General features: G+C 64.0%; 21 protein-coding genes. 6 read left to right on the top strand and 15 right to left on the bottom strand.

All coding sequences use genetic code 11. The features are described 5' to 3' along the window. Positions 1-84: 84 nt before the first annotated feature. The 11 genes from DDE20_RS08895 to DDE20_RS08845 all read right to left on the bottom strand — a co-directional run bounded on the left by DDE20_RS08895 (position 85) and on the right by DDE20_RS08845 (position 9,294). Positions 85-867 (bottom strand): TIGR02186 family protein, encoded by a 783-nt coding sequence (locus DDE20_RS08895; protein WP_240607948.1) that lies wholly within the window; start codon positions 865-867, stop codon positions 85-87. Then, positions 867-1,787, bottom strand: coding sequence for a sulfite exporter TauE/SafE family protein (locus DDE20_RS08890; RefSeq protein WP_116558126.1), 921 nt, complete (start codon positions 1,785-1,787; stop codon positions 867-869). Before DDE20_RS08890 ends, DDE20_RS08895 begins: the two co-directional genes overlap by 1 nt. Positions 1,788-1,905: 118 nt before the next feature. Further along, positions 1,906-2,871 carry an ABC transporter permease gene (locus tag DDE20_RS08885; protein ID WP_116558125.1) on the bottom strand — a complete coding sequence of 322 codons (966 nt, stop codon included), beginning with the start codon at positions 2,869-2,871 and terminating at the stop codon, positions 1,906-1,908. A gap of 1 nt (position 2,872) precedes the next feature. Further along, positions 2,873-3,970, bottom strand: a complete 1,098-nt coding sequence (locus DDE20_RS08880) for an ABC transporter permease (RefSeq protein WP_240607946.1) — start codon at positions 3,968-3,970, stop codon at positions 2,873-2,875. Then, positions 3,967-5,532 (bottom strand): ABC transporter ATP-binding protein, encoded by a 1,566-nt coding sequence (locus DDE20_RS08875; RefSeq protein WP_116558124.1) that lies wholly within the window; start codon positions 5,530-5,532, stop codon positions 3,967-3,969. The genes DDE20_RS08880 and DDE20_RS08875 overlap by 4 nt, the downstream gene beginning before the upstream one ends. A gap of 12 nt (positions 5,533-5,544) precedes the next feature. After that, positions 5,545-6,540 (bottom strand): BMP family lipoprotein, encoded by a 996-nt coding sequence (locus DDE20_RS08870; protein WP_116558123.1) that lies wholly within the window; start codon positions 6,538-6,540, stop codon positions 5,545-5,547. Between the two features lie 167 nt (positions 6,541-6,707). Then, positions 6,708-7,127, bottom strand: coding sequence for a GNAT family N-acetyltransferase (locus DDE20_RS08865; RefSeq protein ID WP_240607944.1), 420 nt, complete (start codon positions 7,125-7,127; stop codon positions 6,708-6,710). A gap of 13 nt (positions 7,128-7,140) precedes the next feature. Beyond that, complete coding sequence (gene tsaB / locus DDE20_RS08860) at positions 7,141-7,758, bottom strand: tRNA (adenosine(37)-N6)-threonylcarbamoyltransferase complex dimerization subunit type 1 TsaB (RefSeq protein ID WP_116558121.1); 618 nt, start codon at positions 7,756-7,758, stop codon at positions 7,141-7,143. Between the two features lie 36 nt (positions 7,759-7,794). Continuing rightward, positions 7,795-8,352, bottom strand: a complete 558-nt coding sequence (locus DDE20_RS08855; RefSeq protein ID WP_116558120.1) for a NifU family protein — start codon at positions 8,350-8,352, stop codon at positions 7,795-7,797. Between the two features lie 307 nt (positions 8,353-8,659). Next, positions 8,660-8,998 carry a PilZ domain-containing protein gene (locus DDE20_RS08850; protein ID WP_165814465.1) on the bottom strand — a complete coding sequence of 113 codons (339 nt, stop codon included), beginning with the start codon at positions 8,996-8,998 and terminating at the stop codon, positions 8,660-8,662. 8 nt (positions 8,999-9,006) lie between these two features. Beyond that, a complete protein-coding gene (locus DDE20_RS08845; RefSeq protein WP_116558118.1) occupies positions 9,007-9,294 on the bottom strand; it encodes a PilZ domain-containing protein in 288 nt (95 codons plus the stop codon). Positions 9,295-9,471: 177 nt separating this feature from the next. Here DDE20_RS08845 and clpB point away from each other — a divergent pair, with 177 nt between their 5' ends. Further along, positions 9,472-12,093 (top strand): ATP-dependent chaperone ClpB, encoded by a 2,622-nt coding sequence (gene clpB / locus DDE20_RS08840; RefSeq protein ID WP_116558117.1) that lies wholly within the window; start codon positions 9,472-9,474, stop codon positions 12,091-12,093. A gap of 736 nt (positions 12,094-12,829) precedes the next feature. On the opposite strand, the gene DDE20_RS08835 is transcribed toward clpB, so the two are convergent. Beyond that, a complete protein-coding gene (locus DDE20_RS08835; protein WP_116558116.1) occupies positions 12,830-14,737 on the bottom strand; it encodes a hypothetical protein in 1,908 nt (635 codons plus the stop codon). 371 nt (positions 14,738-15,108) lie between these two features. On the opposite strand from DDE20_RS08835, the gene DDE20_RS08830 reads away from it, so the two are divergent. The 3 genes from DDE20_RS08830 to DDE20_RS08820 all read left to right on the top strand — a co-directional run bounded on the left by DDE20_RS08830 (position 15,109) and on the right by DDE20_RS08820 (position 19,487). Then, positions 15,109-15,558, top strand: coding sequence for a hypothetical protein (locus DDE20_RS08830; RefSeq protein ID WP_116558115.1), 450 nt, complete (start codon positions 15,109-15,111; stop codon positions 15,556-15,558). A 100-nt stretch (positions 15,559-15,658) separates the two neighbouring features. Further along, entirely contained in the window at positions 15,659-17,452 is a 1,794-nt protein-coding gene (locus DDE20_RS08825) for an ABC transporter transmembrane domain-containing protein (RefSeq protein WP_116558114.1), read from the top strand. A 139-nt stretch (positions 17,453-17,591) separates the two neighbouring features. Further along, on the top strand, positions 17,592-19,487 hold the full coding sequence (locus tag DDE20_RS08820; protein WP_116558113.1) for an acyl-CoA synthetase: 1,896 nt from the start codon (positions 17,592-17,594) through the stop codon (positions 19,485-19,487). A gap of 223 nt (positions 19,488-19,710) precedes the next feature. Here DDE20_RS08820 and DDE20_RS08815 read toward each other — a convergent pair whose 3' ends face one another. After that, positions 19,711-20,448, bottom strand: a complete 738-nt coding sequence (locus DDE20_RS08815) for a lipase family protein (protein WP_116558112.1) — start codon at positions 20,446-20,448, stop codon at positions 19,711-19,713. A gap of 107 nt (positions 20,449-20,555) precedes the next feature. Between DDE20_RS08815 and DDE20_RS08810 the strand changes: the two genes are divergently transcribed. Next, positions 20,556-21,005 (top strand): NUDIX domain-containing protein, encoded by a 450-nt coding sequence (locus tag DDE20_RS08810; protein WP_116558111.1) that lies wholly within the window; start codon positions 20,556-20,558, stop codon positions 21,003-21,005. A gap of 113 nt (positions 21,006-21,118) precedes the next feature. Here the strand turns inward: DDE20_RS08810 and trxB are convergent, their stop codons facing one another. Then, complete coding sequence (gene trxB, locus DDE20_RS08805) at positions 21,119-22,072, bottom strand: thioredoxin-disulfide reductase (RefSeq protein WP_116558110.1); 954 nt, start codon at positions 22,070-22,072, stop codon at positions 21,119-21,121. 261 nt (positions 22,073-22,333) lie between these two features. On the opposite strand from trxB, the gene DDE20_RS08800 reads away from it, so the two are divergent. Then, the gene (locus tag DDE20_RS08800) at positions 22,334-22,834 is read left to right on the top strand and encodes an Lrp/AsnC family transcriptional regulator (protein ID WP_116558109.1); all 501 of its coding nucleotides are present in this window, start codon (positions 22,334-22,336) and stop codon (positions 22,832-22,834) included. A 10-nt stretch (positions 22,835-22,844) separates the two neighbouring features. On the opposite strand, the gene ald is transcribed toward DDE20_RS08800, so the two are convergent. Next, entirely contained in the window at positions 22,845-23,963 is a 1,119-nt protein-coding gene (gene ald / locus DDE20_RS08795) for an alanine dehydrogenase (protein WP_116558108.1), read from the bottom strand. Positions 23,964-23,996 lie beyond the last annotated feature (33 nt).

The raw sequence follows: 23,996 nt of genomic DNA, 5'->3' as shown, positions 1-23,996 counted from the left end.
GCCCCCGCGCCCCGCCGCGTCAGCGGCAAATCTCAGCAGCTCGCGACAGCGGCAACTCTCACCGGCTCGCGTCAGCGGCAACCCTCAGCCGTTGCGGATCAACCGAAACAGCGCCGAGGCCCCCCAGCCCGCAACCAGCGCAATCGCCAGCGCCAGAAACCCGTAGATAAACGGCCGGTCATAGGCCAGTTGATGCAGCCAGCGCTCCAGCCCGTCCTTGCGCACGAAAATCGCCGTGCGGAACTGGTTGAGCACCTCGCCATCGCGCACCAGATAAAGCCGCGTCGTATAGGCGCCCTCGGTCAGGCTGGCGGGCAATTGCACCCGCGCGCGAAACAGGATGTCGCGGTCGACATGCACAAAGCGGGTCAGCGTCAGATAGGCCGAAGAGCGTTCGCGCAAACGCAGCAGCGCTTGCGTGTAGATCGAGGCATCCTCAACGCTGTCGTCTCCGGCGGCCACGCGGATGGTTTGCTGCGCCGAAATCCGGTGCTCGGCGTCGGTCTCGGGGGTGATGATCTGCGCCAGCGGGTTGGTCGTTGCCACCGCGTAATAGGACGGCACCGAGGCCAGCGTGACGCTATCGACATTCACCCAGATCCCCGCCCGTCGCGCCTTGCGCCAGACCACGGCGGTTTCGCGCGGGCCTTCGATCACCACCACCACGTCAAAGGGCGATTGCTCATGCACGGTGCCTTGCGCCAATACCTCGGCGGCGTCGCGGCGGATCGCGCCGTAGACCAGTATCTCCGAGCCGGTGAAATTCGCGGTCAGCGAAACGCGGTTTTGCGACAGCGCACCGACGATCTCATTGGCGTTCAGCGGCAAGGCCACCAGCAGCGCGAAAAGGAATGCCAGCACCCGCATCAGTGCCGCCCCGGAATGCGGATCGAATAAAGCTCGGACGGCTCGATCAGCAGGTCCAGCGCCACTTTGACACAGACCGCGATCACCAAAAGCGCCAGCAACACGCGCAACTGTTCGGCCTTCAGCTTCAGCCCGATCTGGGTGCCCACCTGCGCGCCGATCACCCCGCCGATGATCAGGAAAAACGCCAGCATCACATCGACCGAATGGCTGGTGACCGCATGGGCGACGGTCGTGTAGGCGGTGACAAAAATGATCTGGAACAGCGAGGTGCCGACCACCACTTTGGTCGGCATGCCCAGCATATAGATCATCGCCGGCACCATGATGAAGCCGCCGCCAACCCCCATCACTGCCGACAACACACCCACCGCAATGCCGATCATCAAGGGCGGCAGGATGCTGATATAAAGGCCCGAGACACGGAATTTGGTCTTGAACGGCAGCGCATGCACCCAAGTGTGTTTATGCAGCTTGCGCCGGCCCTTATGCGGCTTGGTGGTGCGATACCAACTGCGCAGCGCCTCTTGCAGCATCAAGGTGCCGACGGTGCCCAGAAACAATACATAGGCGAGTTGCACGAACAGATCGACCTGCCCCAATTCGCTGAGCCAGCGGAACACGAAGATCCCGCCGGTCGAGCCGATCAACCCGCCGATCAACAGCACCGTGCCCATTTTCAGATCAACGGTTTTGCGCCGCAGATGCGCCAAGACGCCCGAGATCGACGAGGCCACCACCTGATTGGCGCCCGTGGCCACCGCCACCGCCGGCGGGATGCCAAAGAAAAACAGCAAGGGCGTGATCAAAAACCCGCCGCCGACCCCGAACATGCCCGAGAGGATGCCAACCCCGCCGCCAACGCCCAGCAAGGTGAAGGCGTTTGTGGAGACCTCGGCAATGGGCAAATAGATCAACATGATTTTCAATAAGACAAAGCCCCTGCGTTTTACAGGGGCTTTGTTAATTATTTATTTCAATCACCACTTGGTGTTGGCGGCTCCAGCCTGCCAAACAGCCTACCCAGCAGCGCCCCGATCAACGCTCTTTGACGTAGGGTTCGCCACCGGCGCGCGGCGGGATCGCCTTGCCGACAAAACCGGCCAGAATGATCACTGTCAGGATATAGGGCAGGGCGGTCATGAACTGGCTCGGCAGGGTGATGAACCCGAGGTCGAGATTGGGGAACCGGTTGGCAATCGCCTCGAGCATGCCGAACAACAGCACTGCGCCCAGCCCCTGCCACGGGCGCCATTTGGCAAAGATCATCGCCGCCAGCGCGATAAACCCGCGACCGGCCGACATCTCGCGGACGAAACCGGCGGCGAGACTGGTCGAGAGATACGCACCACCAATGCCGCAAAGCACACCGGCAATCACAATCGCCGCATAGCGCATCCGCACCACCGAGACCCCCGCGGTATCCACCGCCGCCGGATTCTCGCCGACCGCGCGCAGCCGCAGGCCAAAGCGCGTGCGATAGAGCACATACCAGGTCAGCGGCACACACAAGAGGCCGACATAGACCAGAATCCCGTGGTCTGTGAGGATCTCGCCGTAAATCTGGCCGATCACCGGCACGCCCTGCACCGCTTCGGCACCGGGCAGGTCAAGACTGGGAAACCGCTGGTCGCCGGTCAGCGACGGCGTGCGCCCGCCTTGCCGGAACCAGCTCTGCGCGATCACCACGGTCATCCCCGAGGCCAGAAAATTGATCGCCACGCCGGAAATCAACTGGTTGCCGCGGAAGGTGATCGAGGCGATGCCGTGGAACAGCGAGAACACCACCGAGGCCAGCACGCCCGCGCCCAGCCCGATCCATGCCGAGCCGGAATAATGCGCATAGGCCGCCGAGAAAAACGCCGCGATCAGCAGTTTGCCCTCAAGCCCGATGTCGAAAATCCCCGCCCGCTCGCTGATGATCCCCGCCAGACAGGCGAACAGCAGCGGCGTCGCCAAGCGCAATGTGGAGTCCAATATCTGGACAATCGTGACGATATCCATCTCAGGTTCTCCTCCGCATCAAGGCAAACAGCGTTTCCAGCGGTGTCCGCACCATATTGTCCAAAGCGCCGGTGAACATGATCACCAAGGCCTGAATGATGATGATCATCTCGCGCGGGATCGTGGTCTCCAAGGCCAGCTCTGATCCGCCTTGGAACAGGAACCCGAACAGCAGCGCCGGTGCGATGATGCCAATCGGATGCGACCGCCCCATCAGCGCCACCGCAATGCCGATAAAGCCCGCGCCCTCAACCGCGTTCATCACCAAACGCTGCGGTCCGCCCATCACCGAGTTGACCGCCATCATCCCCGATAGCGCGCCGGAAATCAGCATCGCCACCATGATGATCTTGACGCCGGAAATCCCCGCGTAATGCGCCGCCGGTTCGGATTTGCCAAAGGCCCGGATCTCGAACCCCAGCCGCGTGCGCCACATCAGGAAATAGGCCAGCACACAGGCCAGAAGTGCTACAAACAGCATCACATTCGCCGGTCCCGCGCGCGAGAAATCAATGCCCATCGGGGCCAGAATGTCATGCAATCGCGGCAGCCGCAGCACATTGTCAAACCGCGCCGTCGCCGGATCCATCGAGGTCGGCGGGCGCAGCACATGCGACAGCATGTAATTCATCAGCGAAAAGGCGATGAAGTTGAACATGATCGTGGTGATCACGATATGGCTGCCGCGTTTCGCCTGCAAATACGCCGGTATCGCCGCCCAGACCGCCCCGAAAATCGCCGAGGCGGCAATCGCGGCAATGATCGCCAGCGACCAATGCGGCCAGGGAATAAACAGACAGACCAAGGCCACGCCAAGCCCGCCGATCAGCGCCTGCCCCTCGCCGCCGATGTTGAACAGCCGCGCCTGAAAGGCAATCGACACGCCAAGCCCGGTCAGCAGGAAATTGGTGGTGAAATACAGCGTATAACCCCAGCCATAGGTCGATCCCAGCGCACCGGTGATCATCAGCCGCATCGCCCGCACCGGATCCTCGCCAATCGCCAGAATGACCAGCGCCGACAGCGCAAAGGCGATGATCAGCGAGAGGATCGGCACCAGCAGCACGTCGGCCCATTTCGGCATCCGTTTCGAGCTCATGCCACGTCTCCCGTCATCCCGGCCATCATCAGGCCCAAGTCTTGCGCGTTGGTGGTCTCGGGGTCGCGCTCGCCCATGATGCGCCCGTCGAACATCACCACAATCCGGTCCGAGAGCGACAGGATCTCATCCAGCTCCACCGAGACCAAGAGGATCGCCTTGCCCTGATCGCGCAGCGCAATCAACTGCTTATGGATGAACTCAATCGCCCCGATATCGACCCCGCGCGTCGGCTGCCCGACCAGCAACAGGTCGGGATTGCGCTCGATCTCGCGGGCCAGCACGATCTTTTGCTGGTTCCCGCCCGAGAAACTCTCGGCGGTGAGCATCGGATTGGGCGGACGCACATCGAACCGTTCGAATTTGCCCTTGGCATCTTCCAAAATCGCGTGATTGTCCATCAACAGCTTGTTTTTATTGTATTCCGGCGCGTTGTGATAGCCGAAAGCGATATTCTCCCAGGCCATGAAATCAAGGATCAACCCGCAGCGGTGGCGGTCCTCATGGACATGCGAGACCCCGCGTTCGCGCCGCGTTCCGGCGTCGGAATGCTTCAGCGTCAGGTCCAGCGGCTCGCCGTTCATCTTCACCTCGCCGGTCGCCGCGGCCATCCCCGCCAGCGCCTCCAACAGCGCCGATTGCCCGTTGCCGGCGACACCGGCCACGCCCAAAATCTCACCGGCGCGAATGTCCAGATCAATGCTGCGCAGCCGCTCGACGCCGAATTCATCAACCACTTTGAGCCCGCGCGCCGAGAGCACCACCTCGCCCGGTTTGGCCGGGGTTTTCTCGACTTCCAGCAGCACTTTGCGCCCGACCATCAGCTCGGCCAGCTCTGTCGGGCTGGTCTCGGCGGTGTTCACCGTGGCGACCATCTCGCCGCGCCGCATCACGCTGACCTCATCGGTCACATCCATGATCTCGCGCAGCTTATGGGTGATCAGAATAATGGTTTTGCCCTGCTCCTTGAGACCGCGCAGAATACGAAACAAATGGTCCGCCTCGGCGGGGGTCAGAACCCCGGTGGGCTCATCCAGAATCAGGATATTTGCCTCGCGATACAAGGCTTTAAGGATTTCGACACGCTGTTGATGCCCGACCGAGAGCGTCTCGATCAGCGCGTCAGGGTCGACGTTCAATTCGTATTCCGCGGCCAGTTCGGTCAGCAGTTTGCGCGCCCGGTTCAACGAAGGCATCAGCCGTTCGCTGTCCTCGGCCCCTAGGATCACATTCTCCAGCACGGTGAAGTTTTCAACCAGCTTGAAATGCTGGAACACCATCCCGATACCGGCGCTGATCGCGGCCTGGCTGTCGGTGATCTGGGTCGGTTTGCCGTCGATCAGGATCTCGCCGGAATCGGCCTTATAGAACCCGTAAAGGATCGACATCATGGTCGATTTACCGGCGCCGTTTTCACCGATAATGCCGTGAATCGTGCCTTTGTTTACCTTGATATTGATGTCTTTATTCGCCTGGACCGGGCCGAATGCCTTCGATATCCCGCGAAGTTCGATGGCAGGGGCGGCCTTTGCAGCCGCCCCTCCGGTCACCTCTGCGACCATCCGATCACGCCCTCACTCGACCGAAATCGGGCACGAGCTGTCCGAGCGGTAGTCATGGACTGCCAACTCGCCCGCAGCAATCGCCTCCTGCGCCGAGGAGACCGCAGCGCGCATCTCGTCGCTGATCAGTTCCGCGTTATGCTCGTCATCGGCCCAGCCCACGCCACCGGCGGCCAGATCCATCACATGCAGACCGGTTTCCATGCCCGGACCCGATTCAAAGGCCGAATAGACCGCGTTATCGACGCGCTTCATCATCGAGGTCAGCACTTGGCCGGGGTGCAGGTAGTTCTGGTTGCTATCGACGCCGATCGACAGGATGCCGTCATCGACCGCACGCTGCAGCACGCCAACGCCGGTGCCACCGGCTGCGGCAAACACCACATCCGAGCCCTGGCTGATTTGTGCGGCGGTGATTTCGCTGCCGCGCACCGGATCGTTCCAGGCTGCCGGCGTGGTGCCGGTGTAGTTGACGATCACATTGACCTCTTCATTGGCCGCAACCGCACCCTGCGCATAGCCGCAGGCAAAGGCGCGGATCAGGGGCACGTCCATGCCGCCGACAAAGCTGACGTTATCGGTCTCGGTGGCCATACCGGCCAGCAGGCCGACCAGATACGAGCCCTCTTGCTCGGAGAAGATCACCGAGCGCACGTTCGGCAGATCGACCACACCGTCGATGATCACAAAGGTGGTGTCGGGATAATCGGCGGCAACCACTTCCAGCGGGGTGGCCATCGAGAAGCCGGTCATCACCACCGGGTTATAGCCGGATTCGGCAAAGCGGCGGATCGCCTGCTCGCGCTGGGCTTCGGACTGCAATTCAATGTCGCGGAACTCGCCGCCGGTCTCTTCGGCCCAACGGGTGGCGCCGGTAAAGGCCATCTCGTTGAACGAGCGGTCAAATTTTCCGCCCATGTCATAGATCAGCGCCGGATCGGCCAGTGCCGCGCCAGTGGTCAGCGCCAGGACTGCGGTCGCACCCAGGAATTTACGGGTCAGTTTCATATTTCTCTCCCTATTGGGTCGTTTTTTGACCACAGAGGGCACCCCTCTGCGGTTGAGCCGAGTTCTCGGTCCATCCGACATCTAGGGCCAGCCACACCATGGCCGTCAAGCGGTTTTTACCAAGCGGACAACACGACAGAGTCGCAAGGCTGGGGAGAGATTAGGCCTCAGGCAAGGGACTTGCAAAGAATCATTGCGGCAATCCGCGCGCCGCCTTCCGCCACGTAATAGCCCGGTCGCCGCCCGGCTTCGGTGAAACCGCAAGCCGCATAGAGCGCGCGCGCGGCGGCATTGGTTTCGGCGACTTCCAGAAAGGCGGTCTCGGCCTCGCGGCGGCGGGCTTCGACCTCGAACGCAGCCATCAAGCCACGCGCGATACCGCCGCGGCGGTGGCTGGGATCGGTGGCGATGGTCAGGATTTCCGCCTCCTGCGCGGCCACACGGCCCAGCAGGAACCCGTGGCTTGAGGGGTCGACCAGCAAAAAACAGGTCTGATCGTCCAGAAACCCCAGAAAACTCGCCTCGCTCCATGGCGGCGGGCTGGCGAAACAGCGCGCGTGCAGCGCGGCCAGAGCCTGCGGGGTCACGGCGCGCTGCCGGTCATGCCAGCATCTGCGGCGGTTGCTGCGACGACGGCGCGGCGTCGGGCTCGCGCAAATACAGCGGTGCGGGGCGCGGCTGCGGGGTGTCGCGGCGGGCATCGGCCAGACGCGCAATCGCCACCGGTAGCGGATGCACGGGCGGGATATTGCCCGCCCCCTCACCATCGCTGATCGCCGGGGTAGGGGGCGTGTCATGCAATTCCGGCGCAGAGTCAGAAACGTAGTCTGCGGGCTTCACCCAAACCTGCCCACGCAGCGCGGGCACCACCAGCGGCAGCGTTTCCGCGGCCTCCAGCGCCAGCGCCTCGAAACGGTCGATGCCGATGGCCGGAATACCCAAAGCCAGCGCCAACCCGCGCGCCGCCGAGACGCTGATCCTGATACCGGTGAAATTCCCCGGCCCGATACCCACGCCAATTGCGGCCAGTTCCGTCAGGTCAACGCCCGCCTCGGCCAGCACCTCCTCGATCAGCGGCATCAATGCTTCGGCCTGTCCGCGGGACATTGCTACATGGCGATGGGCCAGCACAGCGCCGCCGCGGATCACCGCCGCGCTGCACCAGCCGCCGCTGGTATCAAAGCCCAAAACCGGAGCATCTACCGGCGCGTCTTGCATCGCTTAGGCCCCGATCACTTGGCCGTGGTGGCGTGGTTACACTGCAACCGGACGCACCTCGGTGACCTCGGGGATGTAATGGCGCAGCAGGTTCTCGATGCCCATTTTCAGCGTCATCGTTGACGAGGGGCAACCGGCACAGGCGCCTTTCATCATCAGATAGACCACGCCGCGGTCAAACCCGTGAAAGGTGATATCGCCGCCATCCTGCGCCACCGCAGGCCGCACACGGGTATCAAGGAGTTCCTTGATCTGCTCGACAATCTCGCCGTCAGGACCGTCTTGGGTGGCATGGGCCTCCTCGGTCTGGCCTTCGATCGCGGGGCGGCCCGACTGGAAATGCTCCATGATCGCGCCAAGGATCGCCGGTTTGACATGCGCCCAATCGGTGGCCTCGGCCTTGGTTACGGTGATGAAATCCGAGCCCAGAAACACGCCGGTGACGTTTTGCACGTCAAAAATGGCGCGGGCGAGCGGCGAATTGCCTGCCGATTCCGCTTCGGGGAAATCAGCCGTGCCCTGACCGAGCACATTCTGTCCGGGCAGGAATTTCAGCGTTGCGGGATTCGGGGTGGATTCGGTTTGAATGAACATGGCAGGGCCTCCGTTTGAACAGGATATGAGACCCGCGTCTTGCCAAGTCAAGGCAACCGCGCGCGGCAATTTGGCAGCACAGGTTGCTTAATTGCGCCTGACGCGTGCCGCAGCCATATCGCAGCCCCCGCTGGGCCTTTCCATCCCCCGCGCGCGGCCCATCAACACCGTTGCCAAACCGCCCCTGCGTCTAATCCGCAAGGACGATCCGGCCCGCCGTCCCGCAGGCCATTCCGCCCGCGGCTCTAGCAAAGCCTCCGACCGCAATCACCCGGCCCGAAGCCCTCGGCCCCAGCACCCGACCAGTTCACCGCAGCTCGCGCAGCCCGAGGCGGTTGGCCTGATGGACCGATCCGGCGCGGTGGCCGTGGGACTTGCGCGCCATCGCAATCTCTCGCGGGCTGAGCGGCACAGCAAAGCGCAGCCCCGCCAGCCCCTCGCGCACCCAGCGCACCTCGGCCAGATTGGGCGGCATATTGGGCATGATGAACACCCGCAGGTGCTGGCCCACCATCAGCCCTTGGGCACGCGCCAGCCGCGCCCCGTCGCGGCTAACATTAACCACCATCGCGGTTTGGCGACGGTCGGCAGCATCAAGCACTGCGACCGGATGGTCACAGGCGAATCTATGGTCACGGTAGCGCAAGTCAGCCTCTAGTGAATATGTTGCGATCCAAGGATCGTGGCGATTTGCAGCGCCGAGAGTGATGTGTTGAACGCCAATCCGCAGGTGTCGTCAATATGCCAGCGGACTTCGGCGAGGTGGTGGTAGTTGCCGACGACAATCTCGAGTGTATCGCCGACCTCCAGCATGTCATCGGGCACGCCCAGCAGCCGGGCGCCATCCGCGCTGACATTGCCGATAGTGGCGTCAAATTCGCTGGTCGGCGTGCGGACGTGGATCAGCGCCCGCGTCGGCAAGCGTGCGGCTCGTGGTTGCATGGGTGACCCCTTTCGGTTCGATCTGCCCCAGCATGGCGCATAGAGGTTTCGGATCGGTAAACGCCGCCTCTTGATGCTGCCGAATAGGCCCCCCACATAGAGACTGAGGCCCAAGAGAAGCCGCGTGCCGATGGTCGGGCGCAGCTTGAAAGACGGGCGCTTACACAGGAGCAAGAGATGAACATCGAAAAGTTCACCGAACGCGCACGCGGTTTTTTACAGGCGGCCAACACCATTGCTGCGCGCGAATCACATCAAAGATTGATGCCCGAGCATCTGCTCAAGGCATTGATGGACGACGATCAGGGCATGGCCGCCAATCTGATTCGCAAATCCGGCGGCGCGCCCGAGCGGGTCATTCAAGCGGTTGATCTGGCGGTTGGCAAATTGCCCAAAGTGACCGGCGACGCAGGTCAGGCCTATACCGATCAATCGCTGGTCCGCGTGCTCGATGAGGCCGAGAAACTGGCGACCAAAGCCGGTGACAGTTTCGTGCCGGTCGAGCGCGTGCTGATGGCGCTGGCGATGGTCAAATCCGCCGCCAAAACCGCGCTTGATGCCGGTGCGGTCAGCGCGCAGGCGCTCAACACCGCGATCAATGACCTGCGGCAGGGGCGCACCGCTGATAGCGCTTCGGCCGAGGATAACTATGAGGCGCTCAAGAAATACGCCCATGATCTGACCGAAGCCGCCCGCGAGGGTAAAATCGACCCGATCATCGGCCGTGATGAGGAAATCCGCCGCACGATGCAGGTGCTCTCGCGGCGCGGCAAAAACAATCCGGTGCTGATCGGTGAGCCGGGCGTGGGGAAAACCGCCATTGCCGAGGGTCTGGCGCTGCGCATCATCAACGGTGATGTGCCCGAAAGCCTGCGCGACAAAACCCTGATGGCGCTGGATATGGGCGCGCTGATCGCCGGTGCGAAATACCGTGGCGAATTCGAAGAACGCTTGAAAGCCGTGCTCAATGAAATCGGCGCCGCGGCGGGCGAGATCATCCTGTTTATTGACGAGATGCACACGCTCGTGGGCGCCGGTAAATCCGAGGGCGCGATGGATGCGGCCAATCTGATCAAACCGGCCTTGGCGCGGGGCGAGCTGCATTGCGTGGGTGCCACCACGCTCGATGAATACCGCAAATACGTCGAGAAAGACGCGGCTCTGGCGCGGCGGTTCCAGCCGGTTCTGGTGCAGGAGCCCACCGTTGAGGACACGATCAGCATTCTGCGCGGGATCAAGGAGAAATACGAACTCCACCACGGTGTGCGCATCGCCGATTCGGCACTGGTCGCCGCTTCGACGCTCAGCCACCGCTATATCACCGACCGGTTTTTGCCCGATAAGGCGATCGACCTGATGGATGAGGCCGCCAGCCGTCTGCGCATGGAAATCGACAGCAAGCCCGAGGAACTCGACGCGCTGGACCGCGAGATCCTGCAAAAGCAGATCGAGGCCGAGGCGCTGCGCAAGGAAGACGACGCCGCCAGCCGCGACCGGCTCGGCACGCTGGAGGGCGAACTCTCGGAACTGCAACAGCAATCCGCCGAGATGACCGCCCAATGGCAGGCCGAGCGCGACCTTCTGGAAGCCGCGCGCGGGCTCAAGGAAAAACTCGACCGCGCCCGCGCCGATCTCGACGCCGCCAAACGCACCGGCGATTTCGCCAAGGCCGGCGAGATCCAATACAGCACGATCCCCAAGCTCGAGCGTGAACTGGGCGAGGCCGAGGCCCGCGAGGCCCAGAAACTCGTCGGTGACGCGGTGCGGCCTGAGCAGATCGCCGAGGTGGTCGAGCGCTGGACCGGCATTCCGACCACGCGGATGCTGGAGGGCGAGCGCGAGAAACTCCTGCGCATGGAGGCCGAACTCCACAAGCGGGTGATCGGCCAGCATACGGCGGTGACCGCCGTTGCCAATGCCGTGCGTCGCGCCCGCGCCGGGCTCAATGACGAGGGGCGGCCCTTGGGCAGCTTCCTGTTCCTTGGCCCCACCGGCGTCGGTAAAACCGAGCTGACCAAAGCCGTCGCCGAGTTCCTGTTTGACGACGACAGTGCCATGGTGCGGATTGATATGTCCGAATACATGGAGAAACACGCGGTCGCCCGTCTGATCGGCGCCCCGCCGGGCTATGTCGGCTATGAAGAGGGCGGCACGCTGACCGAGGCCGTGCGCCGCCGCCCCTATCAGGTGGTGCTGTTTGACGAGGTCGAAAAGGCCCATCCCGATGTGTTCAACGTGCTGTTGCAGGTGCTCGATGACGGGGTGCTGACCGACAGTCAGGGCCGCACGGTGGACTTCAAACAGACGCTGATCGTGCTGACCTCGAACCTCGGCTCGCAGGCTTTGTCGACGGTGCCCGATGGCGCCGATCCCAGCGAGGCGCGGGGGCATGTGATGGATGCGGTGCGCGCCCATTTCCGGCCCGAGTTCCTCAACCGGTTGGACGAGACGGTGATCTTTGACCGGCTCAGCCGCCCGGATATGGACGGGATTGTGACGATCCAGATGCAGCGCCTCTTGAACCGTCTGGCGACCCGCAAGATCAGCCTTGATCTCGACGATGCCGCCCGCACCTGGCTGGCCGATAAGGGTTATGATCCGGTTTACGGCGCGCGGCCCCTCAAGCGGGTGATCCAGCGCTACCTGCAGGATCCGCTGGCGCAGATGCTGCTCTCGGGCGAGGTGCTCGACGGCGCCGAAGTGCCGGTGACCACCGATGCCAGCGGGCTGGTGATCGCGGGGCAGAGCACCGGTCTGGGCAGCGGCGGCGACGAGCCACGGATGAAGGTGGTGCATTAAAGCCGGGAGACAGTGTTAAGGGCGCCCCACGGGGCGCCTTTTTCATACGCCGCGGCTCAACCTCCGGCCCGACGAAACCCCATTCCACCCGCCCCGCCCGTGGCCCCCACGGGCCGCGCCCGACCCTCCCCCCCGGGAGGGCGCCTCGGCGATGTCATTCACCGCTCACCCGACATGCGTGCTTTCGAGCGCCGCGCTTTGCTAAGGCGGCAACTGCGCCCACCCAGGGTCAGGCGCGGCCCTTCGCGCTCGGCGTCAACGATTGTCCGCGGCCCTGCGCGTCCGTCATCCGGTTTTGTCACACCACCAACCACCCGTCCCGCCCGGCGGCACCGTCGGGCCGCGCCCGACCCTCCCCCCGGGAGGGCGCCTCGGCGATGTCATTCACCGCTCGCCCGACATGCGTGCTTTCGAGCGTGGCACGTCGCTCAGGCGGCATCGGCGCCCACCCAGGCTCGGCCGCGGCCCTCTGTGCTTAGCGTCAACGATTGTCCGCAGTCCTGCGCGTCTGTCATCCGATTATGCCACACCACCAACCACCCGTCCCGCCCGGCGGCACCGCCGGGCCGCGCCCGACCCTCCCCATGGGAGGGCGCAGTGGCGATGATGGTTGCTGCTCACCCGACATTGCCGCTTTCAAGCACAACGCCTCGTGGTAAGGGCACGGCGCCCACCCAGGGTCAGGCGCGTCCCTCTGCGCACCCCTGCACCATTGCAACCCGAGGCACCCCGCGCCCTACGCCCCGATCAGCTCCGCAATCCGCGCGCGCAGCGCTGTCACCCGCGCCGCCGCCGCTTCGCGCTCTTCTTGCGCCTGCGCGATCTCGGCGTCGATCGCATCCACCCGCGCGCGGCGGCCGCGGTTCGCCTGACTGTCATCACCCAGTTGCACGATCAGATTGACCAGCCGCGACTGCTCACGCTCGGCGCTCTGGATCTCCTCGGCCAAACGCCGCCGCTCGGTTTCCGCCTCGCTGATCTGCCCGCGCAACTCCGCCAGTTCGGCCAAGAGCGCGCGGATCTGCGGATCGACCGAGCGCGACTCCCAGAAGGCCAGCGTGTTGAGGTCAATATCCATCAGCCCGACGCGGCGCAGTCTCGGCTGGCGCTCGGTCACCGTCAGACTGGCACGCTCACCCGCCGGAACCGAGACCACCCAGCGCCAGGCATCGGCACGCTCTTCGGCGCCCTGTGTGCTCGAGACCGTCCAATCGGCGTAACGCGGGTGATCAATGGTGATTTCGCGGTCGGCATCCGGCGCGCCCTCGATGCGGTAGGTCAGGCGGCGCTCCAGATCCTCGGTGACATAGAGTAGCCCGTTCGACAGCCGCATCTCGCGCACCGTCTCGCTATTCGCCGCCTCCTCGCGGATCTCGACGGCGGTATCGCGGGCGAATTCGATGATCTCGGTGGCGCCCGGCGCCAGTTCGGGGATCACCGCGTCACCGGCATGGCCGCGCCCGTCCTCATAAAGCGTCAACACCCCCGCAGGCAGGCGCAGGGGCAGCGGGTTCTCCAGCGCCAGCGCAATCGCTGGATGGCTCTGCCCCGAGCGCCCGCGGTGCAGGGTCAGCCGCGCGTCGGGCATCATCTCGGAGAGGAACGGCACGCTCATCATTTGCCCCGCCGCCAGCGTCACCGGCGTCGACAGGGTGAAGCGGCTGAAACTCTCGCCATCATCGGCCACAACCTGCACCGAGGCGGTGCTATCCGCCATGCTTTCCGAACGCTCATAGGTTTCGGCGGCAATCGCGCCCATCGCCATCGCCCGCACCGGCGCGGGGGCGGGCGGCATCGCATCCCCGGCCTGTTCGCGCTGGGCATAGCGGCGCTCGTAAAGCCGCGCCTCGATTGCGCGCACCGCGCCGGTGGCCAGCGTCAACTCGATGTCCTGCCAGTCAATGCCGGTGGTGTTCTCGACCACCGCCCATCCGATCAAGCGGATGCCCTCGGCAGTATCCACCGCCCGCCACGCGGTGCGCCACAAGGGCGCGTTCTGCAAATAAACCAGCCCGACCTCGCGCGCCTCTTCCGCGTCAGACCCCAAAGACACCTCGACACGACGCGGATTGGCCGAACCGCGCCAGGCCCGCAGCGCCGAGGTCAGCGTGGCCTGATCGGCGGCATCGGCGAATTGCACGCTCAGCGCGTCATCCATCACGAAACTCTGTAGCGCCCCGTCCTCGCCCTGCAGGTTGAGCACATTGCACGGGCCGAACTCGCAGGGCCGCTGGTTGACCCCCATGTTCAACCCTTCCCAGACCTCGCCCCGCCGCTGCACCCGCAAAGGTGCGCCGATCATCGTCGACATCAGCCGCGCCGGATCGGTGACATCCTGCGGACCAAAGGGCAGATGCGCGAAACTATCCTCAAACGACCCCGGACCAGTCAGCGTCACATAGGGCACCGCGCCTGCCGGATCGAGCACCCAGAGGCTTTTGAGGAAATCGTCGATCTCGTCACGCGCCACCGACAGGCGAATCGGCGCCTCGCCCATCATGCCGCTGGCCTCGATCATCGCCAGACCGGCGGTCGAAAGCGTCACCCCCTGAATCGCGGTCTCGGCCGAGAGCGGCAGCGCAAAGACCAGCCCGCTCAGGGCCAGAGCGACACGGCGGCGAAGGCGTCGGGGCAGATATGACATGGGAAAACTCCGGTGGCTGAACAGGGGGCAAGACGGAAAATGCGTAGCGTCCCGCGCGGGATAGATCTGCGCCCAGCCTGCCTTGAAGCGCCGATCCCGACAAGCGCCCGCGCGATCACCAATGCGAAACCGGCGCGTGAACACGCGGGTTTTCGCGCAGGCCCGCAGCACATAGCGCACCCCGCCAATCCTCAATTCCCGCCGCCAGAATCCCCCCGCGCAATCAACCCTCTAGCCGCGTTCACTCAAGCAAAACAGCTTGCCAGACGCCGCCAAAACCCGCGTTTTCCCCAGCCGCGGTTAGGCGCGACTCACCCGCTGTGCTATGCTCAAGGCGTTGATGAGTGTCTGTCCATTTTCAGGAGCGTATGATGTTTAAAACCTTTACCATTGCTGTTTTCGCGGCCTCCCTTTCGACCCTCGCCACCCTGCCGACCCTTGCCTTGGCCGACCGCATTCCCGATCCGCATGCCCAAGCGACGCCGGGCGCGTGGCAGGACCACCGGCATTACACCAGCCACGGCGTCGATGTGATGCTGCAAAGCCGCTATCACTACGTCCATGATGTGCCGGTCGCGCGCGAGTTTCGGGCGCGCAGCAATTCGGGGCGGCGGCACTGTATGTTTGTCCATGTCAGCCACGCGATGAATGCCGATGTGCATGTCAATGAAGGCGCCTGTTTCGCCCTGCCTGCCAATGGCCATTGGGTCGGCTACGGCGGGTTCGAGCCCGTCGACCGGCTGATCGACACCCATGGTCAGGTCAGCAACGGCGAATGGAGCGCGACCTTCCACTACCGGTTTTCCGCCCGCGGCTGCTGAGCCCCATCCCACCTGCGACGAGATGACGGGCCGCCCACTTCTTGCGTAGAGCGGGCGGCTCGCCTACATGAGGGACCTGTATTTGAACGGGTAGGCCAGCATGACAGATGTCGCGAACACCGAAGACCGCACGCCCTCGCGCAAGGTCGGAGCATTGAGCGGCCTTTGGCCTTTCCTCAAGGTTTACAAGAAGCTGCTGATCGGCGCGCTGATCTCGCTGGTGCTGACCGCCAGCGTCTCGCTGTCTCTGCCCTTGGCGGTGCGCCGCGTGGTTGACGGGTTCGGCACCGGCGATCTGCCCGAGCTGAACCAGTATTTCGCCGCCGCGCTGGGCCTTGCCGCTTTGCTCGCGGCGGGCACCGGGCTGCGCTATTACCTCGTCACCCGTCTGGGCGAACGGGTCGTGGCCGATATCCGCAAGGCGCTGTTTGCCCGCGTGATCACCATGTCACCGGCGTTTTATGAGCGCATCATGTCCGGCGAGGTGCTCTCGCGGCTGACCACCGACACCACGCTCATTCAGTCGATTGTCGGCTCCTCGGTCTCGGTGGCGCTGCGCAATGTGCTGATGCTGATTGGCGGGCTGGCCCTTCTGGCGCTGACCTCGCCCAAGCTGACCGGCCTCGTGCTGCTGCTGGTGCCTGCGGTGATCGTGCCGATTGTGGTGCTCGGGCGGCGGTTGCGGCGGTTGAGCAAGGAAAATCAGGACTGGATCGCGGCGTCGTCGGGCAATGCCTCCGAGGCGCTGGGCGCGGCGCAAACCGTGCAGGCCTTTACCCATGAGGGGCGCTCGACCGAGGCTTTCAACGTGGTCACCGAGAAATCCTTTGACGTGGCGATGATCCGCATCATGACCCGCGCGGCGATGACGGTGATCATCATTTCGCTGGTCTTCGCCGGTATCGTCGGGGTCTTGTGGATCGGCGCGCTGGATGTGCGCGAAGGGCTGATGTCGGTCGGCGAATTGGTGCAATTCGTCATCTATTCGGTGCTGGTCGCCGGTTCGGTCGGCGCGCTGTCCGAGATCTGGGGCGAGTTGCAACGCGCCGCCGGTGCCACCGAACGGCTGATGGAACTGATGGAGGCGGTCGACACCGTCCGCGACCCCGCCACCCCGCAGGCGCTACCCGCACCGGTCAAGGGTGCTGTCGCCTTCGAGAATGTGCAGTTCCACTACCCCTCGCGGCCCAAGCAATCGGCGCTCGACGGCGTCACCCTGCGCGCCGCACCGGGCGAGACCATCGCGCTGGTCGGCCCCTCGGGTGCGGGGAAAACCACGATCATCCAGATGCTGATGCGGTTTTACGACCCGCAGCAGGGCGCGATCACCCTCGACGGGATCGACCTGCGCGATCTGACCCGCAGCGACCTGCGCGGCGCGATGGCACTGGTGCCGCAGGATCCGGTGATCTTTGCCACCACCGCCCGCGAGAACATCCGCTTTGGCCGCCCCGAGGCGACTGACGCGCAGATCGAAGAGGCCGCGCTGGCCGCCGCTGCGCATGACTTCATCACCGCGCTGCCGGATGGCTATGACACCGAATTGGGCGAACGCGGGGTGATGCTCTCGGGTGGGCAGAAACAGCGGATCGCCATTGCCCGCGCGATCCTGCGCGACGCGCCGGTGCTGCTGCTTGACGAGGCGACCTCGGCGCTGGATGCGGAAAGCGAGCGGCTGGTGCAGGCCGCCGTGGACCGGCTCTCCGAGGGGCGCACGACGCTGGTTGTCGCCCACCGTCTGGCCACCGTGCGCAAGGCCGACCGGATCGTGGTCTTTGACCAGGGCCGGATCGCAGCCGAGGGCACCCATGCCGAATTGGTGGCGCAGGGCGGGCTTTATGCGCGGCTGGCGCGGCTGCAATTCACCGACGGGCTCGACGCCGAACCGGCCTGAGCCAAGCGCCCCCGCCAAGGGGGCGCCAATCCAGCACAAAACGACGCTGCGGCAGGGCGGCGGGTAGATTGCATAGGTCTGGCAAAACGGGCATTCTGGACCGAACAGCGCTGTAAAAACATGCGCAGGGAGGAATAGAATGGAATTCAAATTTGCCAATGTCGCCGACCGCGACAGCATCCAGAACGAGATGACCTGGGAAGACCGCGATATCCCGGTCTCGGTCTATGACCAGATCGCGCGCACGCGGCATTTGCACGGCAAATGCAATGCGATCAGCTTCCAGATGTTCTCGGATGACGGGGCCAAGGCCGAGACTTTCACCTGGACGCAACTGCACGCGAAAATCACCCAGGCGGCGAATATGTTCCGCGCGCTGGGCGTTGGCGAAGACGACACCGTTGCCTTTATCCTGCCGACGATCAACGAGTCGGTGATCACCCTGTTTGGCGCGATGACCGCGGGCATCGTCAACCCGATCAACCCGCTGCTGGAGCCCGAGAAAATCGCCGGTATTCTGCGCGAGACCAAGGCCAAAGTCGTCGTCACCCTGCGCGCCTTTCCGAAAACCGATGTCGCGCAGAAAGTCTCCGAGGCGGTGGCCAATGCGCCCGATGTCAAACATGTGCTGGAAATCGACCTCAACCGCTATCTGACCCCGCCCAAAAGCTGGATCGTGCCCTTGGTGCGGCCGAAAAATCCGGTGCATCACACGGCGAAAGTGATCAGTTTCAGCGCCGAGATGGCCAAACACTCGGACCAGCAGCTCAGTTTCGAGCAGCGCGGCGAGGATCGGGTCTGCGCCTATTTCCACACCGGCGGCACCACCGGCGTGCCGAAGGTCGCGCAGCACCGCGCCTCGGGGCTGTTGTATAACGGCTGGCTCGGCGGCTCGCTGCTGATGGGCTCGGAAGACACGGTGCTCTGCCCGCTGCCGATGTTCCACGTCTTCGCCGCCTATCCGGTGATGATGTCGGCGGTCTGCGCCGGTGCCCATGTGGTCTTCCCGACGCCCGCAGGCTACCGCGGTGACGGGGTGTTCGACAATTTCTGGAAACTGGTCGAACGCTGGCAGGCGACCTTTATCATCACCGTGCCAACCGCGCTTTCGGCGCTGATGCAGCGCAAGGTGAACGCCGATATTTCGACGCTGAACGCCGGTTTCTCGGGCTCGGCGGCGCTGCCGCTGGAGATTTACCGCCGCTTCGAGGAAATCACCGGCGTGGCGATTGTCGAGGGCTACGGGCTGACCGAAGCGACCTGTCTGGTCTCGGCCAACCCCGCCGATGGCGAGAAGAAAGTCGGCTCGGTGGGCATCCCCTTTCCGTATTCCGATGTGAAAATCCTGCAATGCGATGCCGAGGGCGAGATCCTCAAGGAATGCGGTGTCGATGAGGTCGGCGAAATCTGCGTTGCCAATCCGGGCACATGGCCGGGTCATACCTATACCGACGCGCGCAAGAACAAAGGGCTTTATGCGGGTGGCAAATACCTGCGCACCGGCGATCTGGGACGGGTCGATGCCGACGGCTATCTGTGGATCACCGGCCGCGCCAAGGATCTGATCATCCGCGGCGGCCATAATATTGATCCGGCGATGATCGAAGAGGCGCTGCTCAGCCATCCCAAGGTCGCCTTTGCCGGTGCCATCGGGCAGCCCGATGAGGTGGCCGGAGAATTGCCCTGCGTCTATGTCGAACTGGTCGACGGCGCGACGGCCACTTGGCGCGAGCTTCTGGACCACGCCAAGGACCGCGTGCCGGAACGCGCGGCGATCCCCAAACATGTCGAAGTGCTGCCGGAACTGCCCAAAACCGCGGTTGGCAAAGTGTTCAAACCCGACCTGCGCCGTCTGGCGATCACCCGCGTGTTCAACGAGACCTTCGAGAAGAAGAAACTGGCTGTGAAGGTCGAAGAGGTGATCGACGAAAAACGCCGCGGGCTGGTCGCACGGATCACCGCCACAGGCGATGTCGACAAGGAACAGGTCGAGGATCTGATGGGCACCTTTACCGTGTCATGGGAATGGGTCTGACCTGTTAATCCGAGCTGTTAAAATGAGACTGCGCCGCAAGCGGCGCGGTCACGCCCATCCTTGCGTTTGAGGGCTCTGCCCTCTGCGCTGCGCGCATTCACCCGGGATATTTGGGGCATAAAGTGGGGGCCGAAAGTGGGGGCTGCAGCGTGGGGCCTAGGATACGATATCTGGTGTCGGGGTGCGGCGGTTGCAAAGCATGTTCAATGCACCGCGGCAGGGCCTAGCGGCGGAGCAATTTGCGGATCGCGGCGGGCAGGGTGATCCCGTGGTCAAACACCCCGTTGCGCAAGAATTCCAGCACCTCGGCCATCGCCACCGGATTGTTCATGATCAGCGTATGCGAGGCGTTGATCACCATATGATCGCGCATCCCCGCAATCCGCGTGCTCGCCACCGAGACGGTGCCGTCATTCGGCCCGTCAATGATGATCGGTCCCAAGGGGCTGATCGCCACATCGCCGGCAATCACCCCGAGTTCGAAATTCACCCGCGGCAGGCTATTGGGCACGGAATCCGCGCCGGTGCCCAGCTCTTGCGAGGCGGGACCGTTGAGCCAGGTGAGGATATCGCGGGTCAGCTCGGCCTCGCTGAGCGTATCGACGATCTCGGAGCCGTGGTTGGGCGGCGCCAGCATCACCACGCGGCCCAGATTGTCGGGGATCCCCTCGGCCAGCCAGGCGCGCACCAGAATCCCGCCCAGCGAATGGGTGACGAAATGCAACCGCTCGCGCCCGCAGGCGGCGGCGGCGGTGCCGACGTGATGGGTGAGGTCATGGATACCGGCATCCTCGGAGGGGTAGCCATTGTTGATCACGCGGTAATCGTGGAACTCCAGCACCTCTTGTAGCACCCGCATCGAGGCATCCGAACGCGCCAACCCGTGCAGCAGCACCACGCAATCCGCGCTTGCGGGGGCGGCGAGGCCGAGGGAGAGGGCGAGAATGGTCAAGATGCGCATTCCCGTAGTATAGGCAGGGCGAGAGGCGAGTAGAAGTGGGCATGATCTGCGCAGAGCGCTGCGGAGGACACGATGACGCGAGGGGTCAGGATGATGCGGGAGAAGACATGACAGGCGGACCGCGGCTGGCGGTGCGGGCGGTGATCATGCGCGAGGGGCGGCTGTTGATCGTCAACGCCTATCCGGGCGAGGTCAGCGATCTATGGTGCGCCCCCGGTGGCGGCGTCGAACGCGGTGCGTCCCTGCATGACAATCTGGCGCGCGAGGTGTTCGAGGAGACCGGCCTTGCGGTGCGGATCGGCGCGCCCTGCCTGGTCAATGAATTCCACGACCCCGAAAGCGGCTTTCATCAGGTCGATCTTTATTTCCACGCGCAGGTGGTGGGGCGCGCGGAGATCGCGGCGCATGCGGACCCCGAGGGGATCGTCAATCGCCACCGCTGGGTGACGCGCGCAGAATTGGAGGGGTTGCGCTTCAAACCCGACAGCCTGCCCGAGATCGCCTTTGGGGAGGGGGCAGGGCTCCTGTATGACCCGCTAGAGGTGATCGTGCGTTAACGCGCGGTGCAGGTGAAAACCGCGCCGATCCGCCCCTTGGCCTGTGGCAGCCATCGCAAAGCAACGGCCGCCACGCCAGTGCGGAACATCATCTCAACGTTCCACGCCCGTGATCACTCCTGCGCGGCAAGGAAGCTTTCCGCGTCCAGCGCCGCCATACAGCCCATGCCTGCCGAGGTCACCGCCTGACGGTATTTGTCATCGGTCAGATCGCCGGCGGCAAATACCCCGGGGATCGAGGTGCGGGTGCTGCCCGGCTCGACCCAGACATAGTTGCCCGAGTGCATTTTCAGCTGCTCACTCACCAGTTCCGAACTCGGCGCATGGCCGATGGCAACAAAGAACCCGTCGCAAGCCAGGGTCTGCTCGGCGCCCGTGTCCACATGGCGCAATCTCGCGCCGGTGACGCCCAAAGGCATCTCGGTGCCCTCGATCTCGACCACCTCGTGATCCCAGAGTACCTCGATCTTCGGATGCTTAAACAGCCGGTCCTGCAGGATTTTCTCGGCCCGCAGGCTGTCGCGGCGGTGCACCAGAGTGACCTTCGAGGCGAAATTGGTCAGGAAGAGTGCCTCTTCGACTGCGGTATTGCCGCCGCCCACGACGACGATCTCTTTGCCGCGGTAAAAGAACCCGTCACAGGTCGCACAGGCCGAAACCCCGAAGCCCTTGAACTTCTCTTCGGACGGCAGGCCCAGCCATTTCGCCTGTGCGCCGGTCGCCAGAATCACCGCATCGGCGGTATAGACCGTGCCGCTATCCGACTGCGCGGTGAACGGGCGGTTCGAGAGGTCCAATTCGGTGATCACATCGGTGATGATCTCGGTGCCCATCTCGCGCGCGTGCCCCTCCATCCGCAGCATCAGGTCCGGCCCCATCACCGAGGCATCGCCGGGCCAGTTTTCCACATCGGTGGTGATTGTCAGCTGGCCACCGGGCTGCATCCCCTGTACCAGCACCGGCTCGAGCATGGCGCGCGAAGCATAGACGGCGGCGGTGTAACCGGCGGGGCCGGAGCCGATGATCAGAACACGGGAATGGGTGGCGGATTCGGTGGTGGCGGGCATGTCAGGCTCCTTAAATATTCATTTCCTCGCATGTAAGCGCCACGGGGCGATCTGCAAGGGGTTGATTGCTCCTATCGTCAGGCGGCGGGGCATGGCAAGCGGCGGATGCTGACGGGTATGGCCGGGGCCGAGCGCGCGGCGCGATCCGGTGGCGCAAAACCGAAAAACAATGCGAATAAATATTGCTGAACCGCGAAACAATGTTGCGCGCAACCCATATCGCGCATACATAAGCGCAATCTAGAACGGAGACTACCCGCCATGGCCGGCGCCAAACTTGACCCAATTGATCGCATGATTCTTGCGGAACTTCAGGCTGACGGCCGGATGACGAATGTCGAGCTGGCCAAACGCGTGGGAATTTCCGCGCCGCCCTGCCTGCGCCGTGTGCGCACGCTGGAAGAGGCGGGCTATATCCAAGGCTACCACGCCCGCGTTGATGTGCGCGAGCTGGGTTTCGAGGTGCAGGTCTTTGCCATGGTGCGGCTGCACCGGCAGAATGAAGCCGATCTGCGCGCCTTCGAGGACCGCTGCCGCGCCTGGTCGCTGGTGCGTGAGTGCCATATGCTCAACGGCGAGATTGATTTCATCCTCAAATGCGTGGCGCCGGATCTCTCGACCTTCCAGTCCTTCCTGACCGAGGATCTGCTGGCCGCCGATAACGTGGACAGCGTGAAAACCTCGCTGGTCATTCGCGGCGCCAAGAACGAACCGGGCGTGCCGTTTGACGTGCTCGAGGCGCGCTACCGGGCCGAGCCGTAAGCGCCGACCTTCACGATTTCAGCGCCTCACTGGCGGCAATGCTGGGCAGGCCCAGCGCTGTGCCGACCGCCGCGTAAGTCACTTGCCCCGCATGCACATTCAACCCGTTGAGCAGATGCGGATCATCGGCGCAGGCCTTGCGCCAGCCCTTATTGGCCAGCGCCATCAAAAACGGCAGCGTCGCATTGCCCAAAGCCTGCGTCGAGGTCCGCGCCACCGCGCCGGGCATATTCGCCACGCAGTAATGCATCACGCCATCGACCTCATAAATCGGGTCGGCATGGGTGGTGGCGCGCGAGGTCTCGAAACAGCCGCCCTGATCAATCGCCACATCGACCAGCACCGCCCCCGCCTGCATGGTGGAGAGCTGCGCGCGGCTGACCAGTTTCGGCGCCGCCGCGCCGGGGATCAGCACCGCGCCGATCACCAGATCCGCCGAGGGCAGCAGGTCGGCCAGCGCCGCGGCGGTGGAGAATTGCGTGGTCAACCGGCCCATGAACACGTCATCGAGATAGGACATCCGCGGGATCGACCGGTCGAGTACGGTGACATTCGCCCCCATCCCCACCGCCACCCGCGCCGCCGCGGTGCCAACCACGCCGCCGCCGACGATCACCACATTCGCCGGTCGCACGCCCGGCACTCCGCCCAAGAGCACACCGAGCCCACCGTTGGCCTTTTGCAGCGTCCATGCGCCCACTTGCGGCGCCAGCCGCCCGGCGACCTCGGACATCGGCGCCAAGAGCGGCAGCCCGCCGTTGCGGTCGGTCACCGTCTCATAGGCAATCGCCGTGCAACCGCTGTCCAACAGATCGCGGGTCTGCGCCGCATCGGGCGCAAGGTGCAGATAGGTGAACAGCAATTGCCCCTCGCGCAGCAATCTGCGCTCAGCGGGCTGCGGTTCCTTCACCTTTACCACCATCTCGGCGCTGGCGAAAATCTCTTCGGGCGTGTCGACGATCCCGGCCCCCGCCGCGCGGTAATCCTCGTCAGTAAACCCCGCGCCCAGACCGGCGCCGCGCTCGACGATCACCGTATGCCCCGCCGCCACCGCCTCTTGCGCCGCCGCCGGCGTCATGCCGACGCGAAATTCCTGCGGTTTGATCTCTTTCGGGCATCCGATCTGCATTCTGGTCTCCGGTTGCTGGCTGTTGGTCTTGGG

The organism is Pararhodobacter oceanensis (assembly GCF_003076755.1).
GTDB lineage: Bacteria > Pseudomonadota > Alphaproteobacteria > Rhodobacterales > Rhodobacteraceae > Pararhodobacter > Pararhodobacter oceanensis.
The sequence above is the reverse complement of the archived record's forward strand: the minus strand, read 5'-3'. Positions and strand labels throughout refer to the sequence as shown.

Excerpts from the sequence above, each read along its gene's own strand:
- DDE20_RS08855 (WP_116558120.1), bottom strand. The coding sequence starts at position 8,352 with ATGTTCATTCAAACCGAATCCACCCCGAATCCCGCAACGCTGAAATTC.
- DDE20_RS08870 (WP_116558123.1), bottom strand. The coding sequence starts at position 6,540 with ATGAAACTGACCCGTAAATTCCTGGGTGCGACCGCAGTCCTGGCGCTG.
- DDE20_RS08895 (WP_240607948.1), bottom strand. The coding sequence starts at position 867 with ATGCGGGTGCTGGCATTCCTTTTCGCGCTGCTGGTGGCCTTGCCGCTG.
- trxB (WP_116558110.1), bottom strand. The coding sequence starts at position 22,072 with ATGCCCGCCACCACCGAATCCGCCACCCATTCCCGTGTTCTGATCATC.
- DDE20_RS08800 (WP_116558109.1), top strand. The coding sequence starts at position 22,334 with ATGGCCGGCGCCAAACTTGACCCAATTGATCGCATGATTCTTGCGGAA.
- DDE20_RS08825 (WP_116558114.1), top strand. The coding sequence starts at position 15,659 with ATGACAGATGTCGCGAACACCGAAGACCGCACGCCCTCGCGCAAGGTC.
- DDE20_RS08835 (WP_116558116.1), bottom strand. The coding sequence starts at position 14,737 with ATGTCATATCTGCCCCGACGCCTTCGCCGCCGTGTCGCTCTGGCCCTG.
- DDE20_RS08890 (WP_116558126.1), bottom strand. The coding sequence starts at position 1,787 with ATGTTGATCTATTTGCCCATTGCCGAGGTCTCCACAAACGCCTTCACC.
- tsaB (WP_116558121.1), bottom strand. The coding sequence starts at position 7,758 with ATGCAAGACGCGCCGGTAGATGCTCCGGTTTTGGGCTTTGATACCAGC.
- DDE20_RS08820 (WP_116558113.1), top strand. The coding sequence starts at position 17,592 with ATGGAATTCAAATTTGCCAATGTCGCCGACCGCGACAGCATCCAGAAC.
- ald (WP_116558108.1), bottom strand. The coding sequence starts at position 23,963 with ATGCAGATCGGATGCCCGAAAGAGATCAAACCGCAGGAATTTCGCGTC.
- DDE20_RS08885 (WP_116558125.1), bottom strand. The coding sequence starts at position 2,871 with ATGGATATCGTCACGATTGTCCAGATATTGGACTCCACATTGCGCTTG.
- DDE20_RS08875 (WP_116558124.1), bottom strand. The coding sequence starts at position 5,532 with ATGGTCGCAGAGGTGACCGGAGGGGCGGCTGCAAAGGCCGCCCCTGCC.
- DDE20_RS08845 (WP_116558118.1), bottom strand. The coding sequence starts at position 9,294 with ATGCAACCACGAGCCGCACGCTTGCCGACGCGGGCGCTGATCCACGTC.
- DDE20_RS08815 (WP_116558112.1), bottom strand. The coding sequence starts at position 20,448 with ATGCGCATCTTGACCATTCTCGCCCTCTCCCTCGGCCTCGCCGCCCCC.
- DDE20_RS08810 (WP_116558111.1), top strand. The coding sequence starts at position 20,556 with ATGACAGGCGGACCGCGGCTGGCGGTGCGGGCGGTGATCATGCGCGAG.
- clpB (WP_116558117.1), top strand. The coding sequence starts at position 9,472 with ATGAACATCGAAAAGTTCACCGAACGCGCACGCGGTTTTTTACAGGCG.
- DDE20_RS08880 (WP_240607946.1), bottom strand. The coding sequence starts at position 3,970 with ATGAGCTCGAAACGGATGCCGAAATGGGCCGACGTGCTGCTGGTGCCG.
- DDE20_RS08830 (WP_116558115.1), top strand. The coding sequence starts at position 15,109 with ATGTTTAAAACCTTTACCATTGCTGTTTTCGCGGCCTCCCTTTCGACC.